The following is a 16,360-nucleotide window of genomic DNA, read 5'->3' on the forward strand; positions in this document are numbered from 1 at the left end:
GTCAGTTAATAAATGAAGCTTTATATGTTTGAAAGTATAGCAAATTTTTTTCGCAATTAAAACTATTACTAGCAGTCAAGCTGAGGAGAGACATGAAAACTTTTATCTTGACAAATACTATAAAACGCTATATATTGTGTATGTTAATAATTTATTCACCGCATATGGTAGAATAAAGAGGAGGAAATGAAAATGGTTACAGTATATTCTAAACCTAATTGCAGCCAATGCAACTTTACCAAACGTTTTTTAAATGATAAGAATGTGACTTTTCAAGTCAAAGATATTACCGAATCGGATGAAGCACTCAACGAAGTAAAGGCTTTAGGCTTCCAATCCCTACCAGTGGTTGTGGCTGACGGCCAAGAACCTTTCAACGGTTTCCGCCCTGATAAGTTGCAACAATTAGCCTAATATGATTACTTACCCACTATAAAAGACTGCAAGTGATATTACTTGCAGTCTTTTATGGTTTATACGCCTTCCATCAACTGATAAAGTTGGATAGCAGTTAGATTCGCTTTGTCTTCTTGTTTAATATCATAAAGGATCGACCCGTGAGATAGAACCAAGATGCGGTTACCATAATCAATGGCATCTTGGAGGTTATGAGTGATCATTAAGGTACTTAACTTATCATTTCTCACTATTTGATTCGTTAATTCTAATATCAGTTTTGAAGTTTTAGGATCTAAGGCGGCAGTATGCTCATCTAAAAGCAAGATTTCTGGACGATTGATTGTTGCCATCAACAAGGAAATCGTTTGTCTCTGTCCCCCTGACAGCGAACCAATTTCTGTATCTAAACGGTCTTCCAAACCTAGATTTAACCGACTTAACATTTCAGCAAATTCTTGGCGGTCATCCTCTTTCACTGATCGCCGTAAACGTCTTTTATGACCACGGCGTTTAGCTAGCGCCAGATTTTCCGCTACCGTCATTCGCGGAGCAGTTCCCATCGCAGGGTTTTGAAATACTCGCCCCACAAACGCAGCCCGTTCTTCCTCATCCAAGTGACTAATAGACTCACCATCTAAATAAATGTCACCACTATCAATAGGAAAGTGACCAGCGATACTATTAAGCAAGGTTGATTTCCCAGCACCATTCCCCCCTACAAGCGTAATAAAGTCACCATCAGCAATATCTAAATTAATCTGATCTAGGGCAGTAAAGGCATCAGGAGTATGGCGTTTAAAGCCTTTTGATACCGCCTTTAATTGCAGCTTACTAGTCATTATTTTGCTCCTTTCCGAAAGGCACGTACTGATTGAAAAAGCCCTTGAATACTAGGAATAGCTAAACATAAGGCCACAATCAGGGCTGAGAATAGTTTAAAATCATTGGCATCGAAATTTAACAAGAGTACCAGCATTAATAAAATACGGTAAACAATAGACCCCAAGACGATAGTGATTAAACGTTTATAGAGTTTAACATTGGGGATGAGCACCTCACCAATAATAATGGCGGCTAAGGCAATAACTGTCGATCCGATTCCCATTGAGATATCAGCAAAACCATTATCGGTAGCCACTAAATAACCTGACACAGCGATTAAACCATTAGCTAACATATAAGCTAAAATAACCATATCTTTGGTGGCAATCCCCATCGACTTAGCCATCTGATAGTTATCTCCCGTTGCAATCATGGCTTGGCCCATTTCAGTTTGCAAGAAATAATGCAAGCTGGCAATTATTATCAAACAAATTATAGATCCAATAACAATTGTATCTAAGTTTCGCGGTAGATTTAATGGCGCGAGGAGATCTTTTAGGGATTGAGTGCCTGTGAGCGAAATATTGGCAGAACCCATAATTTTTAAGTTCACTGAATACAATCCGGTCATAGTAATAATTCCCGCTAATAGTGAATTAATCTTTAACTTGCTAACTAATAGTCCAGTAATTGCACCACCAGCCATACCTGCAAAAAAGCTTAAGAGTAAGGCGATTAGGGGATGGAGACCAAAATGCAACATTTGCACTCCCATGGCCGCTCCCAAAGTAAAAGACCCTTCCGCAGTTAAATCGGCCCGATTGAGAATACGGAAACTAATAAAAATTCCTAAGCCCATCACGGCCCAAACCATGGCTTGAGAAATCGCACTGATAATCATATCCATATTAATTTTCCTCTCTTTGACTCATGTCTTTGGCTTTAGTCACAATTTCTTGGGGAATAGGAATTCCCAATTCTTCTGCCTTATCTAAATTCACGATAGTTTCCATTTTGGAACTGTACTTAATAGGATATTGACTAGGATCGGCCCCTTCGATAATATCAGCAATTACTGTGGCAGTGTCACGTCCAATTTGGTATTGGTTGAGACCTACTGTCAGCAACCCTCCATCACGAACCATGGTATCTACAACAGGAAAAACGGGCACATTATAGGCATCAGTTACATCTATCAGAGTTGCCATAGAACCCGCGATAGAATTATCATTAGGAATAAAAATAGCTTGGTTGTCTTGGGCTACTTGTTCTGCCACTTGGGCAAGGTCATTGGTCGAAGAAATTGTCTTAACATCCACTTCAATACCACGTGATTCGGCTTCTACCACGGCATCCTTAACCATAGCCTCAGCATTTGTTTCAGAGCTATTATAAATCATACCCAATTGAGTCAAGTCTGGCATCACTGCTTGCATCAGGTCAAATTGTTGATCTAATGGCGACACATCAGTCGTTCCCGTCGCATTAACACCGGGAGCCTCTTCATCCTTAACTAAGCCTGCCCCAACCGGATCGGAAACTGCTCCTAAGACCACAGGAATATGATTTTGTGAGGCATTAGTTAACGACTGACCAGCTGGTGTCGCAATTCCTACAAGTAAATCCTTTTCAGCACTAACAAAACTATCCGCAATCATTTTTAAGTTAGCTTGGTCAGCTTGGCCATTTTGATAATCAATATTAATATTTTCACCATCAACATAGCCACGTTCAGCTAAACCGTCATAAATTCCTTGTCTGATTTGATCCAAAGCCGGATGATCCATATATTGTAAAAGGCCAATGTCAATAACCTGATCAGTTTCTTGTAAATCAACTGTTTCTGGATCGACCTGACTTTCCGCTCCCGTTTGTGCTTGACGCAAGCTTGGAATAGTGAAAAACAATATAGCCAGTGCCAGCACCAAAGTATAAGCAAGTGCGCGTATTTTTTTCATGATTTTCCTCCTAAACAAAAAAGCCTACCGTATGCCAAAGAGCTGTCGGAAGGCTAATAAAGAAAAAGCCCCCATAGATTGATATAGAATCATCGTCTATGTGGGCGTAGTATATGTTAAAGTCCACATAGATACAGCTCAGAAAACTGACGTTGTATCTATGCTTAATGCATACACACAACTAATCCATGCGGCTTTGCCAGTAACGTTTTTGTGTGTTTATAGCCATGACTTTAACTCCTTTCATGTGTAAGAAATTAATTTTATTCTAACACTGCTTTAATTTTACTGCAAGTGTAAATTCCTTACTATTTTGTCACTATCGGTAATTTGTTATAATTAATGTTGAGAAAGGTGGCGCTATAAATGTCATTTGATGGAATGTTTACCCACGCCCTAGTTGCAGAATTAAATGAAAACTTTGCTGGGGCGCGTATCAATAAAATTCACCAACCCTATAACAACGAGATAATTCTAACCCTAAGAGCTAAGCGTAAAAATATCAAGGTCTTAGTCTCTGCCCATCCTAATTTTGCGCGTGTTCAAGTGTCCGACCAAGATTATGTCAATCCTGATACTCCACCTAATTTCTGTATGGTATTACGAAAATTTATCGAAGGTAGTCGGATCAGACAAGTCAGCCAATTTGAAAATGATCGGATCATTATCTTTGCCTTAGAAGGTAAGGATGAATTAGCTGACACGGTACAACAAGAATTAGTGGTAGAAATGATGGGACGGCATTCTAATATCCTTTTAATTGATCAAGACAAGAAAATACTTGACTGTATTAAACATATTCCTGTTTACCAAAATACCTACCGTACCCTACTACCAGGAGCAAGTTATGTTCTGCCTCCCCAAGCAGGAAAGCTCAATCCCTTTAAGCAACTTGACGAAAGTCACTTAGCAACCATGTCTATTCAAGACATTAGTCCAAAACTACTCCAAGAACATTTTATGGGACTCGGCAAGGACTCTGCCCAAGAAGTTTCCCACTTAATTGACAAACATGGCGATTTTAAGACGGGCTGGCAAGCTTATTTAGCTCACTTTGACCAGGTAAAACCTAGTTTAATAGAGACTCAGGACAATAAACGTTTCTTCCTTCCCTTCCCTTATCAAAGTCTTCCTGGTGACTACACATTTTATCCTAGTTTGAGTGAGCTTTTAGCTGGCTACTATGATTTAATGGCTCAGCAAGACCATATTAAACAGATTGGTAATCAGCTGGTCCAGGTCGTTAGCAAAGAGCTGAAAAAAAATAAGCGTAAATTACAAAAGCTACAAGCTGATTGGGACAGGAGTCAAGAAGCTGATGCCTATAAATTGCAGGGTGAATTATTGACAACTTACCTCTACCAAGTAGAAAAAGGCGCAGATTCAGTGACCTTAGCTAATTATTATGACAATGACAAGGCAATGACGATCGAATTAGATCCTTCCTTAACTCCTTCTCAAAATGCTCAAAAATATTACCAACGCTACAACAAACTTACTGAGTCACTAAGCCATATTGAAGAACAACTAGCACATACTCGGGCTGAAAATGACTATTTAGAAAGTGTAGAAACACAAATCAAGTGGTCTGAACCCAACGAATTAGCTGCTATCAAGGAAGAGTTGGAACAACAAGGCTATCTGAAAAAGCAAAAGCAAAAACGTAAAAAGAAAAACCAAAAACTCCCCCCACGACACTATCAAAGCTCTGCTGGCCATAGCATTCTAGTGGGACGTAATAACCGGCAAAATGATGAGCTTAGCCTGCGTCAGGCCAATAAAAATCATTACTGGTTCCATACCAAGGATATTCCCGGCTCCCACGTGATATTACAAACCGACCAACCAAGCGACCAAGAAATCGTCGAAGCTGCCCAATTAGCGGCCCATTATTCCAAATATCGCTTGGCCAATAATGTTCCCGTAGATTATACCCAAGTCAAAAATGTTAAAAAACCCAATGGCAGTCGGCCCGGTTTTGTTAATTACTTTAACCAACAAACCGTCTTTGTGTCGCCCGCTCAAATTAAAGAATAAAATTCCAAGGTTCTGCCACAACTTGCTAAAAAAATCCTGAAACAAAATAACTCTGATGGCAAATTGCCATCAGAGTTATTTTGATATGTCTTTTTCCAGACCCTCCGATATTTTTATACTATCATTCAAATTTTTGTCCAACAATCCAGCCCTAAGCGACCTTTATCATACCCTCTATTTTTCTTATAAAACTAGTCAAAATAATCACTAGATTATTTAATACGGCGATATTTTTTAGGTGCTATCCTAAGGGTTAATTGATCGAGTTCATAAAGTTCGCCATCCAAGGAAAACAAGAGTGGGTCAGTTTTTCTCTGGTAACGTACCCAATCAACGCTTTCATGGTAAACACCAGTTGCGGTAATTATTTTCCCGGCAAATATTTTGTAAATCAACTCCATGACGCGGTGAGCCTTAACTTCAGGGATATAAATTAATTCCAACTTGCCATCATTGACGTCAAACAGTGGATTGACATTGAATCCTGACCCATAATAGCCGCCATTACACGTCACTCCAACAGCATATGGTCCTGCCTTGATGGTAAGTTTTTGGTCATGGTAGCCCGCTTCAATCTTATAATCACGAAATAAGCCGGTTTTTAAGACAGCGGGAATGCCTAACATATAAGAATATTTCCGCAAGTGAGGATGGGCTTGACGAATTTTTTCAGCCTGGGCAACTACTTCGGCATCCAAGCCAATATTGACGATATTCAAGGAATACAGGTCGAGTTCCTCACAATAGATCGCATCAGTCCAAACACTGTGACCTGAGAATATGGCTTTTAATTGGTGTTTGTGGGACCGATTCTGGTACAAAGACCGATAGAGATCATTCCCTGTGCCTAGAGGCAAGATAGAGAATACAATATCCTTATCCATCACTAGATTAGCCAAGGCAAAAACTGTTCCATCACCGCCACAAGCCACTAAAATCAAGTGTTCATAATTGGCATAAAACTTTTCAATCAAATGCTCAGCCATGGTCAAAGATGAGGAAAAAATGATATGGATGCATTCGCTTGGGATTTGGTTTACCTTGCCTTGTTTTTCAATATACTTTGCAATATCTTTGTGGGATGAAGTCCCAGCATCCTCATTTAAAATGAATAAAAAATGTGTTGTCATCATAGCTCCTTTACTAGGGTATGCCCGATAAATTCACATCAAAACCGAACATTTGTTTGTCTAATTAGTTGAATCATGTTATAATGAACTAAAGATTATCAGAAAGAGGAGTTGGCCCATGAAAGCAAGACAAATGGAAATTCTACAATTTATTTATGAGAGCGTTGCTAGTCAAGGCTACCCTCCAACCGTCCGTGAAATTTGCGAACAGGTTAATTTATCATCCACTTCAACAGTGCACGGTCATATTGCTCGCTTGCAAAATAATGGCTATCTGTTTAAAGACCCTTCCAAACCACGCGCTATGGAAATCACACAAAAAGGACTTGAAGCTTTAGAAATCAAACCCAAGGGTATCCCTATCGTAGGGACAGTCACTGCTGGTCAGCCTATTACTGCCGTGGAAAACATTGAAGATTCCTTCCCCATTCCACCTTCCCTTGCCAATCAATCCGATGATTTATTTATGCTGCGGATTCGCGGAGAATCGATGATTAATGTTGGTATCCTTGACGGTGACTATGTGATTGTTAAACAACAATCTTCAGCCGTCAACGGTGAAATTGTCATTGCTATGACCGAAGAAGATGAAGCCACCTGTAAAACCTTTTACAAAGAAGAGGGTTACTATCGTTTACAACCCGAAAATGATACCATGTCGGCAATTATCCTAGATCAAGTACACATTCTCGGTAAGGTGGTAAGCTTGTTCCGTGACCATATCTTCTAATCACAATAAAAAGCTAAGCTGGGACCTAGGCCCCAGCTTTTTTCTTATCTCATTGCCAATAACATTAGTATTTTAACAATGTAAAGACTTCATATTCAGAAATTTTTTCGCGGGCAGCAAACTCTTCTAGTTCGATTAAGAAGGCAGCTCCCACCACTTCAGCGCCGAATGATTCGACTAAATCAATGGTTGCTTTGATGGTACCTCCAGTAGCTAATAAATCATCGACAATCAATACACGTTGGCCGGGTTTAATGGCATCCTTATGAATTTGTAAGGTAGATTTTCCATATTCTAAGCCATAATCAATTGTGGCGGTTTCTCTTGGTAACTTGCCTTTCTTACGGGCAGGAACAAAACCAACCTCTAAATCAAAGGCGACAGGACAACCAACAATGAAGCCTCGTGCTTCTGGCCCAACAATAATATCAACTTCTTTTTGACGGGCAAATTCAGAAATTTCGCTAATAGCCGCTCTAAATGCGGGTCCATCAGCCATCAAAGGAGTGATATCACGAAAAGTCACCCCTTCTTCAGGGAAGTTCTCCACCGCAGCAATATAATGTTCAAAATTCATGACTAATCCTCCTGAAAATAGTAATCTTTAATGTCTTTACTTTCATTATACAATAGAAAACGTTCAGCTTTCATCTGTGCCTGTAAATTTCTCCAAGTTTTACTGGCTTTTAAGTCTACTTTTTGTTCACTGCCTAGAACTCGACACTGACCATCTTGCCATTCGAGTAACTGTAATTCTGTCAAGAGCTGAATAATTACCTTGAAATGGAACAAGGACAAGTTAAGATACTTGGCCACGCCCGCCTCGGCACCTTTAAGCGGAATATTGGGATGTTGACTGAGGTAGCGATAAACTTTGGCAAAATTAGCCTTACTAGGATAACCATGCAGGTAGGCCTGATCTTTAGAATAGGCGAACAAGTATAGATTATTGATGTCTTGCTGATTAATGAATATCTTAACAGCATCGTAGTCCTGAATGCAGTCAAATATCACCAATTTATCCTTGCCTAACTTAGGCAAATTGGTCATATCTCTGGCCAATACTGCCTGCGAGGATTCAGGTAAGTCATCTTGATAGGCTTGGGCAAATTTCTCTGCTTGAAATAGGTAAATAGCATTTTTGACCTTGAACACTTCTTGTCGAGATTGGGCCCGGCGAAAATCAAAAACAGATGCCTGCTTTTGAGCGATATCAACCACTAAGGCTTGTGGTGTATCAAGGCCGTTCCAATGATTAATGGTTAATTCTACTACCATATCTAGTTTTTGATCAGGATCGATAGCTTCAGCCCAGTCACCCTTTTTAAAACCTATTGCTGGTAAGGTTCCTTTTGTGCCTTCTTTGACACTTAATTTTAGCGTGTTCTTATCCTTCCCTAATTGTTGGACTTGTTTCAACTCCACATCTTTGAGTAAGAAACGTGGCTTTGGATTATCCGTACCAAAAGGTGCCAAACGTTTTAACTCATGAATGGTATTAAGGCTAACATCACTAGGCGTAATTGTTTGAGCAATATTAAGTGTCGCTTTTTCAAGGATATCTTTTTCTTGCTCCTTAGCTAATTCTTCTAAGCGTTCCTTCCAGTTGGGATAATCGGCCAAGCTAATGGTCATACCCGCTGCCATCTCATGCCCCCCAAAAGCTTGGGCATATTCCTTCGCCCCTCTTAGCAGCTGGAAAATATCCAAACCTGGCACAGACCGAGCAGATCCTTTTAAAACGTGATTGTCACTGTCTTGAGCTAAAAGTATGGTTGGACGTTGGTATTTTTCAACTACCCGGCTAGCTACTATTCCTAGTACCCCTTGATGCCAGTTTTCTTGCGCCAAAATAATAATAGCCGGCAAGTAATCGAGACTAGTTAATTTTTGATCCACTTCTTCGGCCATGTCAGCAACAACTTCTTTACGCTTAGAATTAGTATCTTCCACCAATTCTAGACGATCAGCAATAAGATCAGGGTCAAAGGCAGTCAAAAGCTCCAAGCCTGGGCTAGGGTCTCCCATCCGTCCTAGAGCATTTAAGCGTGGACCGATGACAAAACCAATACTTTCTTCATTAATGGTCCTAGGATCGATTCCTTCACGTTCATAAAATTCTTGCAAGCCTAAACGGTCCGTCTGTTGAAGTTGTTTAATCCCCATTTTTACTAATGAGCGATTTTCATCCCGCAAACTCACCAAGTCAGCCACGGTTCCAATGGCCACTAGGTCTAAAAATTCACTAGGCAAATCTTCCATTAAAGCTTGCGCCAACTTAAAAGCGACGCCAACACCTGCTAAATCAGGAAATGGGTACTGTCCTTTAGGGTGGCGAGGATGGATAACAGCATAAGCATCAGGTAAGCTATCACCAATTTCATGGTGGTCAGTGACGATAACGTCAACACCTGCTGCCTGGGCATTAGCAATGGCTTCAAAGCCAGCTACCCCATTATCCACCGTAATAATGAGTTGGATACCTTGCTTAATATAGTAGTTATAAACTTGGGTATTAGGGCCATAGCCGTCCTCAAAACGATTCGGCAAATAATAAGTCACATTTGCCCCCATAGACTCTAGACACTCATAAAGTAAGCTAGTTGAGGTAATTCCGTCTGCATCATAATCCCCGTAAATCAAAATGGGCTCACTAACCATAATCGCCGCTTGGATACGGGCAATAGCTCTTTCCATATCATATAAGAGGAAGGGATCATGCAGTTTCGCTTGATCAGACATAAAGTCCTCAATTGTCTTTTGAGAGTGGTAACCATTGGCTTTCAATACTGACAACAACAATGAAGGTAAGCCCGTCTCTTCTGCTAATTGATCAAGCTGATTCTGATCTTGGTCGGACAAATTTGCCATTTGCCAATTATATCTAGAGTTAAACATTACTTGTCCTTTCCATTGTCTCTCATATAAGTGGGTCTTGAAACTAATCTATCAACCCTGAAGCTTATCTAAATTCACCCATTTGATAAGCATAGTGAATAATACGAGCGGATATTTCGGGGAAAGCATGACTAAAACGAGCTAAAATATCATAGTAAAATGGGACAGTTACTTCTGTCTTATTCTTTTTGATTGCTTTTTCCATCCTTACAGCTACTTTTTCAGGAGTCGTTGAAAAAGCCTTTACCTTGTCAAAATAATCACCATCTGCATCCGCAACAGTAAAGAAATTAGTGTCAGTAGGACCAGGTAGAACACAGGTTACATTAACCGGAGTCTCCCATAAATCTTGACTCATTCCTTTAGCAAAGGCATATATTCCAGCTTTTGAAGCCGCATAAACGGCTGTACTAGGCGTATAAATTTTCCCGGCAATAGAGCTCACTATGGCTATGTTGGCTTGATCTAAGTCTTGATCCAACATGATTAAGGCCATTTCCTTGCACAATAACATGGTCGCCATTAAATTAACCTTAACTATTTGGAACATATTCGCAGTGTCATGGGTTTGAATAGGGGTAAACAATCCAAAACCAGCACAAGCAACAAATTCTTCAATAATACCAATTTCTTGGTGGAAACCGACAAAGTCACCGATATCCGCTAGATTATTCAAATCACAAAGCAAAGTCTCTACCCGATTTGCGCCTGCTTGTAAGCAACGTGACTTGGTTTCAGACAAACGTGCTTCATTACGTCCAGAAAGAATTAAATTTTTGCCTTCTCTAGCTTTCCTTAAGGCATAAGCCTGACCAATACCACTAGAGGCACCGGTTATTGATAGCCATGTTTCTGTCATCTTTATCACCTACTCAATTATATATTCATCAAAATCATGGACTAATTGGGAATTAGGGAAGATTAATTGGGCATCTTTTTGTAATTGTTTTGCCTTCTTGCCGACATAACGGGCAGAAATATGGGTTAAGAAAACTTGTTTAGCACCAGCGGCTTGGGCGACTTGGGCAGCTTGGGCAGCTGTAGAGTGGCCGTAACGTCGCGCCATTTCCTCTTCTCCTGCTTCAAAAGTAGCTTCATGAACTAGGGCATGGGCATCTCTAGCCAAGTCGATTGCTTGGGAGCAGTAACGAGTATCCCCTAAGATGGTCACAATCTTCCCTTCTTTATCAGGTCCGATAAAATCTTTGCCATCTAAGATGCGTCCGTCTGCTAATTCAACACTTTGGCCATTCTTCAATTGGCCTAACATAGGACCCTTAGGTACACCTGCAGCTAAGGCCTTATCAACCAATAGTTGGCCAGGCTGGTCAGCTTCTTCGATCCGAAAACCATAACATGGTATGACATGTTGTAAGGTCTTATAGGTCACCTTAAATTGTTTGTTTTCAACAGCAATCCCTTCTTGGTCGAGTTCAATAATTGATAAGGGGTAAGCTAAACGAGTGCCTGTGACGGATAAACAGGTTTCAATATAACGTTTGATTCCTTTGGGGCCATAGACAGTGAGTTCATCTTCTCCACCTTGGAAGTTGCGTGAACTCAAGAAACCTGGCAAGCCAAAAATGTGATCACCATGCAAATGACTGATAAAAATTTTACTGACTTTACGCGGTTTTAATGTTGTTCTTAATATTTGCTGCTGGGTGGCTTCACCACAATCAAACATCCACATTTCATTATTTTCATCTAATAATTTTAACATAATGCTAGTGACATTACGTGGTTTGCTTGGTACACCAGCACCTGTTCCTAAAAAATGTAATTTCATGTGCTTGTTCCTTACTATTTTTCACCAAAAGGAAAGCGAGCCAAATGCTCTAGCTCGCCTTCCACTAACATTCTCTTACTATGGGCTTAGTTACTTCACTAATTGTCAATAACTAAAGCTTAAACTCAAATTCATAATCTAGAATACGAACAATGTCGCCTTCTTGAGCCCCTTTTTCAGTTAGGGCCTGGTCAACGCCCATGGCTTTCAACTGACGAGCAAAGCGTAAGGCTGACTCATCATACTCAAGATTGGCCATTTTAAACATTTTTTCAATCTTCTTACCTGATAAGACAAAGGTCCCATCAGCTTCTCGGTTGAGATAGAAGTCCGCTTCCTCTTCCGGTAATTCGTAAATGACTTCTTGACTTTGGCTAGGAGCTTCAGCCTGCAAGCGTTCTTCTTCTTGGGCAATTAAAACTGCTGTCTTTTCCATTAGTTTATCTAGGCCTTGCTTAGTATAGGCAGATATAGGGTAGATTTCTGGCACTTCCATGTTTGGATAGTGGTCAGCAAAATGTCGACGCAATTTATCGCTAAATTCCTCAATATATAACTCTGCTTCGGGAATATCCATCTTGTTAGCAACAATAATAGTTGGCCGGTACAATAGGTTTTCATCATAGGCCATTAGTTCTTCATTAATTTTTAGATAATCTTCAAAAGGATCACGATTCTCGAATCCTCCCATATCAATAACATGCAAGATGACCTTGGTTCGCTCCACATGGCGTAAAAATTGGAAACCTAAACCTACCCCAGTGGCTGCTCCCTCGATTAAGCCAGGCAGGTCAGCCAGAACAAAGGAAGAATGTTCCCGGGTATCTACTACCCCCAGATTAGGGGTAATTGTAGTGAAGTGATAGTCACCGATTTTAGGTTGAGCAGCGGTTACAATTGATAGCAGGGTTGATTTCCCTACCGATGGAAAACCAACCAGACCTGCGTCAGCAATTAATTTTAATTCTAGTTGCAAGGTCCGTTCTTGTCCAGGTTCTCCATTTTCAGCAATTTCAGGGGCAGGGTTACGGTGGGTAGCAAATTTAATGTTTCCACGGCCACCACGCCCCCCCTTAGCAACCACGACTTCATCATCGGGGGTCACTAAATCTGCAATCAATTGTTGGGTATCGAAGTCTCTAACCACTGTTCCTGGGGGCACAGAAACCACTAAATCTTCTGCACCACGACCGTACATTCCCTTGGGCATACCATTTTGTCCAGCTTTGGCCTTAAAATGGCGATTGTAACGGAAATCCATTAGCGTTCGTAAACCTTCATCAACCTTGAAGATTATGGATCCTCCTTGACCACCGTCACCTCCAGCAGGACCGCCATCGGGACGATATTTTTCTCGTAAGAAGGCAACCATACCGTCGCCTCCTTTTCCAGCTTTTACCCATATTTTAGCGTAGTCAAAAAATGTTTGCATCACTGCCCTCCTTTCTTAAAATCTGCTTGCTTATTTAATTTGCAAACGATTTGTATCTCCTAAACGACGTACAAAATGAGCCAGTTGGGCCAATAGTGCTAAACGGTTGTTACGCACCGCTTGATCATCAGTAAAGACCATATTATGGTCAAAGAAATTTGCAATTTCAGACGTCAATTCTGCTAATTGATCATAATTTTCTTGAGCATTTACTGGTTCTTGTAATTGGTTGACTGCATTGTAGAGGTTTTTTTCACTATCTGATGATAACACATCTGGATCAACTTTTGCATCTGTTAGCCCTAGTTCTAAAGCTTTGACACGTAAGTTTAATACTCGGTTCCAGGCTTCGATAATAGACCGGTAATCCGCAGTTTCAGCAGCTTTAGTTAAAACTTGACTCGCTGCATACTTATCATTGATATCTTTGGCATCAGAAGCAAGAACAGCGTCAATAATATCATAATGGATATTATCCCCTTGTAGCACTTGCTTCAACCGATCATTTACGAAAGACAAGATTTCATTGCTTAATTGGTCACGATCCGCTAAAGGTGAATAGACTTTGGCCAAGATAGCCTGCAAGTCTGTTTCCCAATCAAATGGGAGTTGGTAGGCTTTTAATATAGATACAATACCAATCATTTGACGACGTAAAGCAAATGGGTCATTGGACCCTGATGGGATACGGTTAATATTGAAAAAGGAAATAACAGTATCTAATTTATCCGCCACCGCAAATAAAATTCCCAAGGCGGATTCTGGTAAATCAGAAGCTTGGCCACTTGGTAAATAGTGCTCACGAATAGCTTGGGCTACCTCTTTGTCCTCACCAGCTGCAAGGGCATATTTCTCACCCATAATTCCTTGTAATTCGGAAAACTCATCAACAATCCCTGTTACTAGATCAAATTTATAAATTTCAGCTGTACGCTTAATTTTAGCTTGAGCTTGACTTAACTGGCTAAAAATTTTGGTGTTTTGCCACTGAGTATAAAGGTATGAAGCAATCGCACCCGTGCGTTGCATCTTTTCCGCCAGACTTCCAATTTCTGAATGGAAAGTGACTTTTTCGAGTTTCTTAGCATAGTCATCAATGTCAAGCTTTTTGTCTTCATTGACAAAGAACCAGGCATCTTCTAAACGAGCAGTTAATACCTTTTGATTACCCAAGCGCACTGCGTCTAAATGCTTGTCATTACCATTACGTACAGAGATGAATTTAGCTTGGAGGTCACCAGCTTGATTGCTAACATAGAAGTAACGTTGGTGGTTTTTCATTGAAGTAATTAAAACATCATCAGGAAGCTCTAAGTACTTAGGATCAAAGTCACCCAAGAAAGCAGTAGGATACTCAACGATTTGAGTAACTTCTTCTAATAAGTCAGCATCTAAATCAATCTTATAGTCATGTTGGTTGGCAAGATCTTTAATTTGTTGAGCAATCAATTCTTTGCGTTGGTCTTGGTCCACTAAAACATGAGCCTCTTCAAGAGCAGAAACATAGTCATTGGCGTGGTTTAAATTAACTGCTTTATTGGCCAAATAACGATGACCACGACTCTCACGGCCCACTGGTATAGACAAGAAGTCAAATGGAATCACCTGATCATTAAATAGAGAAACAAACCAATGAATAGGACGAATAAACTTAAAGTGGTGGTCGCCCCAATGCATAGACACCGGGAAGGTCATTTTCTCGATTACATGATAAAGCTCACCTAAGACTAGCTCACTGGCTTGGCCAGGAGTATGGACCTTGATATGGGCATATGGTTCTCCCTTAACCTCAGCAAAATATATATCATCTACTGATGCCCCTTGGCCCCGAGCGAAACCTTGGGCAGCCTTGGTCCAATTTCCTTGATCATCTTGGGCAATGCGTTGGGCAGGACCCTTAGCGATTTGAGAGAGGTCACTTTGTTTTCCAGCTAGACCATTTACCTTAACCGCTAAACGTCGCGGTGTCGCATAAGTCGTTATAGTGTCATAATCCAGACGCTTGTCTGCAAGAAAATTTGCCACTAAGTTTTTAAGTTGTTGGCTAGCTGGTCGTACATATTGAGCCGGAACTTCTTCTAACCCAATTTCAAAAAGATATGTATTTTCAGACATTATGCTTCCTCCTTCAATAAGGTTTGTGCGGTTTGACGATCCAGTAAAGGATAGCCCATTTCTTGGCGCTTTTGAACAAACATCTTAGCCACACGCCGGGCCATATTTCGGATTCGAGCCAAGTAAGCTGCGCGATCAGTCACAGAAATTACCCCACGAGCATCCAAAAGATTAAAACTATGAGAACATTTCAAAATATAATCATAGGCAGGATGGACCAAACCATTGTCAATTTGTTTCAAAGCTTCGGCTTCATACTGGTTAAAGGCTGCTAAGAGCATGTCTGCATTTGATTTTTCAAAGGAGTAAACAGAGTGCTCATATTCTGGCTGGCTAAAGATTTCACCATATTTTACGCCATTAACCCATTCCAAATCATAGACTGAATCAATATTTTGCAGATAAGACGCCAAGCGTTCAATTCCATATGTGAGCTCAGATGTTACCGGTGAGCAGTCTAAACCACCCACTTGTTGGAAATAAGTAAATTGGGTGATTTCCATTCCATCCAACCAGACTTCCCAACCTAAACCGGCACATCCCAAGGAAGGATTTTCCCAGTTATCTTCCACAAAACGAATATCATGGGCTAAGGGATCAATCCCTAATTCCTTAAGACTTTCGATATAAAGTTCTTGAATATTATCTGGATTTGGTTTCATTACGACTTGAAATTGGTGGTGTTGGTAGAGACGGTTAGGGTTATCACCATAACGACCATCGGCTGGACGTCGAGAAGGCTCAACATAGCAAGCATTCCAAGGTTCTGGTCCAATCGCCCGTAAGAAAGTATAAGGAGACATCGTCCCTGCCCCTTTTTCCGTATCATAAGCATTTAAAACTAGGCAGCCTTGTTTGGCCCAAAATTGTTGTAAGGTCATTATCATATCCTGTAAGGTTTTTTTCGTGGTCATTGTTTACACTCCTTTAAAAGATTAAAAGCCGTCCCTATGCCTATGAACTATCATAAGCATAGGGACGACTTTTACATCGCGGTTCCACCCTATTTCTAGATTGCTCTAGCCCTTTTTCTGTGCTCCGGTCTGCCTT

Annotated in this window: 14 protein-coding genes; 3 read left to right on the top strand and 11 right to left on the bottom strand. The window is 40.6% G+C overall.

Annotated elements, in window-relative coordinates; genetic code table 11:
• The first annotated feature begins 192 nt into the window (after positions 1-192).
• A complete protein-coding gene (gene nrdH, locus OW157_RS01245; protein WP_268751516.1) occupies positions 193-414 on the top strand; it encodes a glutaredoxin-like protein NrdH in 222 nt (73 codons plus the stop codon).
• A gap of 59 nt (positions 415-473) precedes the next feature.
• Here nrdH and OW157_RS01250 read toward each other — a convergent pair whose 3' ends face one another.
• Genes OW157_RS01250 through trpX form a run of 3 tightly spaced genes read right to left on the bottom strand, consistent with a single transcriptional unit; the run spans position 474 to position 3,179 of the window.
• Complete coding sequence (locus OW157_RS01250) at positions 474-1,238, bottom strand: ABC transporter ATP-binding protein (RefSeq protein WP_268751517.1); 765 nt, start codon at positions 1,236-1,238, stop codon at positions 474-476.
• Positions 1,238-2,128: an ABC transporter permease gene (locus OW157_RS01255; protein WP_268751518.1), complete on the bottom strand. Its 891-nt coding sequence runs from the start codon at positions 2,126-2,128 to the stop codon at positions 1,238-1,240. The genes OW157_RS01250 and OW157_RS01255 overlap by 1 nt, the downstream gene beginning before the upstream one ends.
• A gap of 1 nt (position 2,129) precedes the next feature.
• Complete coding sequence (gene trpX / locus OW157_RS01260; protein WP_268751519.1) at positions 2,130-3,179, bottom strand: tryptophan ABC transporter substrate-binding protein; 1,050 nt, start codon at positions 3,177-3,179, stop codon at positions 2,130-2,132.
• Between the two features lie 366 nt (positions 3,180-3,545).
• Here trpX and OW157_RS01265 point away from each other — a divergent pair, with 366 nt between their 5' ends.
• A complete protein-coding gene (locus OW157_RS01265; protein WP_268751520.1) occupies positions 3,546-5,216 on the top strand; it encodes an Rqc2 family fibronectin-binding protein in 1,671 nt (556 codons plus the stop codon).
• 212 nt (positions 5,217-5,428) lie between these two features.
• On the opposite strand, the gene OW157_RS01270 is transcribed toward OW157_RS01265, so the two are convergent.
• Entirely contained in the window at positions 5,429-6,349 is a 921-nt protein-coding gene (locus tag OW157_RS01270) for a diacylglycerol/lipid kinase family protein (RefSeq protein ID WP_268751521.1), read from the bottom strand.
• A gap of 115 nt (positions 6,350-6,464) precedes the next feature.
• Between OW157_RS01270 and lexA the strand changes: the two genes are divergently transcribed.
• Positions 6,465-7,076 carry a transcriptional repressor LexA gene (lexA, locus tag OW157_RS01275; RefSeq protein WP_268751522.1) on the top strand — a complete coding sequence of 204 codons (612 nt, stop codon included), beginning with the start codon at positions 6,465-6,467 and terminating at the stop codon, positions 7,074-7,076.
• A gap of 64 nt (positions 7,077-7,140) precedes the next feature.
• On the opposite strand, the gene OW157_RS01280 is transcribed toward lexA, so the two are convergent.
• From OW157_RS01280 to glyQ, 7 genes are all read right to left on the bottom strand, one after another.
• Positions 7,141-7,653 carry an adenine phosphoribosyltransferase gene (locus OW157_RS01280; protein ID WP_268751523.1) on the bottom strand — a complete coding sequence of 171 codons (513 nt, stop codon included), beginning with the start codon at positions 7,651-7,653 and terminating at the stop codon, positions 7,141-7,143.
• 2 nt (positions 7,654-7,655) lie between these two features.
• The gene (gene recJ, locus OW157_RS01285) at positions 7,656-9,974 is read right to left on the bottom strand and encodes a single-stranded-DNA-specific exonuclease RecJ (RefSeq protein ID WP_268751524.1); all 2,319 of its coding nucleotides are present in this window, start codon (positions 9,972-9,974) and stop codon (positions 7,656-7,658) included.
• A 64-nt stretch (positions 9,975-10,038) separates the two neighbouring features.
• The gene (locus tag OW157_RS01290) at positions 10,039-10,833 is read right to left on the bottom strand and encodes an SDR family NAD(P)-dependent oxidoreductase (RefSeq protein ID WP_268751525.1); all 795 of its coding nucleotides are present in this window, start codon (positions 10,831-10,833) and stop codon (positions 10,039-10,041) included.
• Positions 10,834-10,842: 9 nt separating this feature from the next.
• Positions 10,843-11,763 (bottom strand): ribonuclease Z, encoded by a 921-nt coding sequence (rnz, locus tag OW157_RS01295; protein ID WP_268751526.1) that lies wholly within the window; start codon positions 11,761-11,763, stop codon positions 10,843-10,845.
• A gap of 112 nt (positions 11,764-11,875) precedes the next feature.
• A complete protein-coding gene (gene obgE / locus OW157_RS01300; protein ID WP_268751527.1) occupies positions 11,876-13,195 on the bottom strand; it encodes a GTPase ObgE in 1,320 nt (439 codons plus the stop codon).
• A 30-nt stretch (positions 13,196-13,225) separates the two neighbouring features.
• Complete coding sequence (gene glyS / locus OW157_RS01305) at positions 13,226-15,310, bottom strand: glycine--tRNA ligase subunit beta (protein ID WP_268751528.1); 2,085 nt, start codon at positions 15,308-15,310, stop codon at positions 13,226-13,228.
• Positions 15,310-16,224 (bottom strand): glycine--tRNA ligase subunit alpha, encoded by a 915-nt coding sequence (glyQ, locus tag OW157_RS01310; protein WP_268751529.1) that lies wholly within the window; start codon positions 16,222-16,224, stop codon positions 15,310-15,312. The genes glyS and glyQ overlap by 1 nt, the downstream gene beginning before the upstream one ends.
• Positions 16,225-16,360: the final 136 nt, after the last annotated feature.

The organism is Aerococcus kribbianus, assembly GCF_026805545.1.
GTDB classification, from domain to species: Bacteria; Bacillota; Bacilli; order Lactobacillales; family Aerococcaceae; genus Aerococcus; species Aerococcus kribbianus.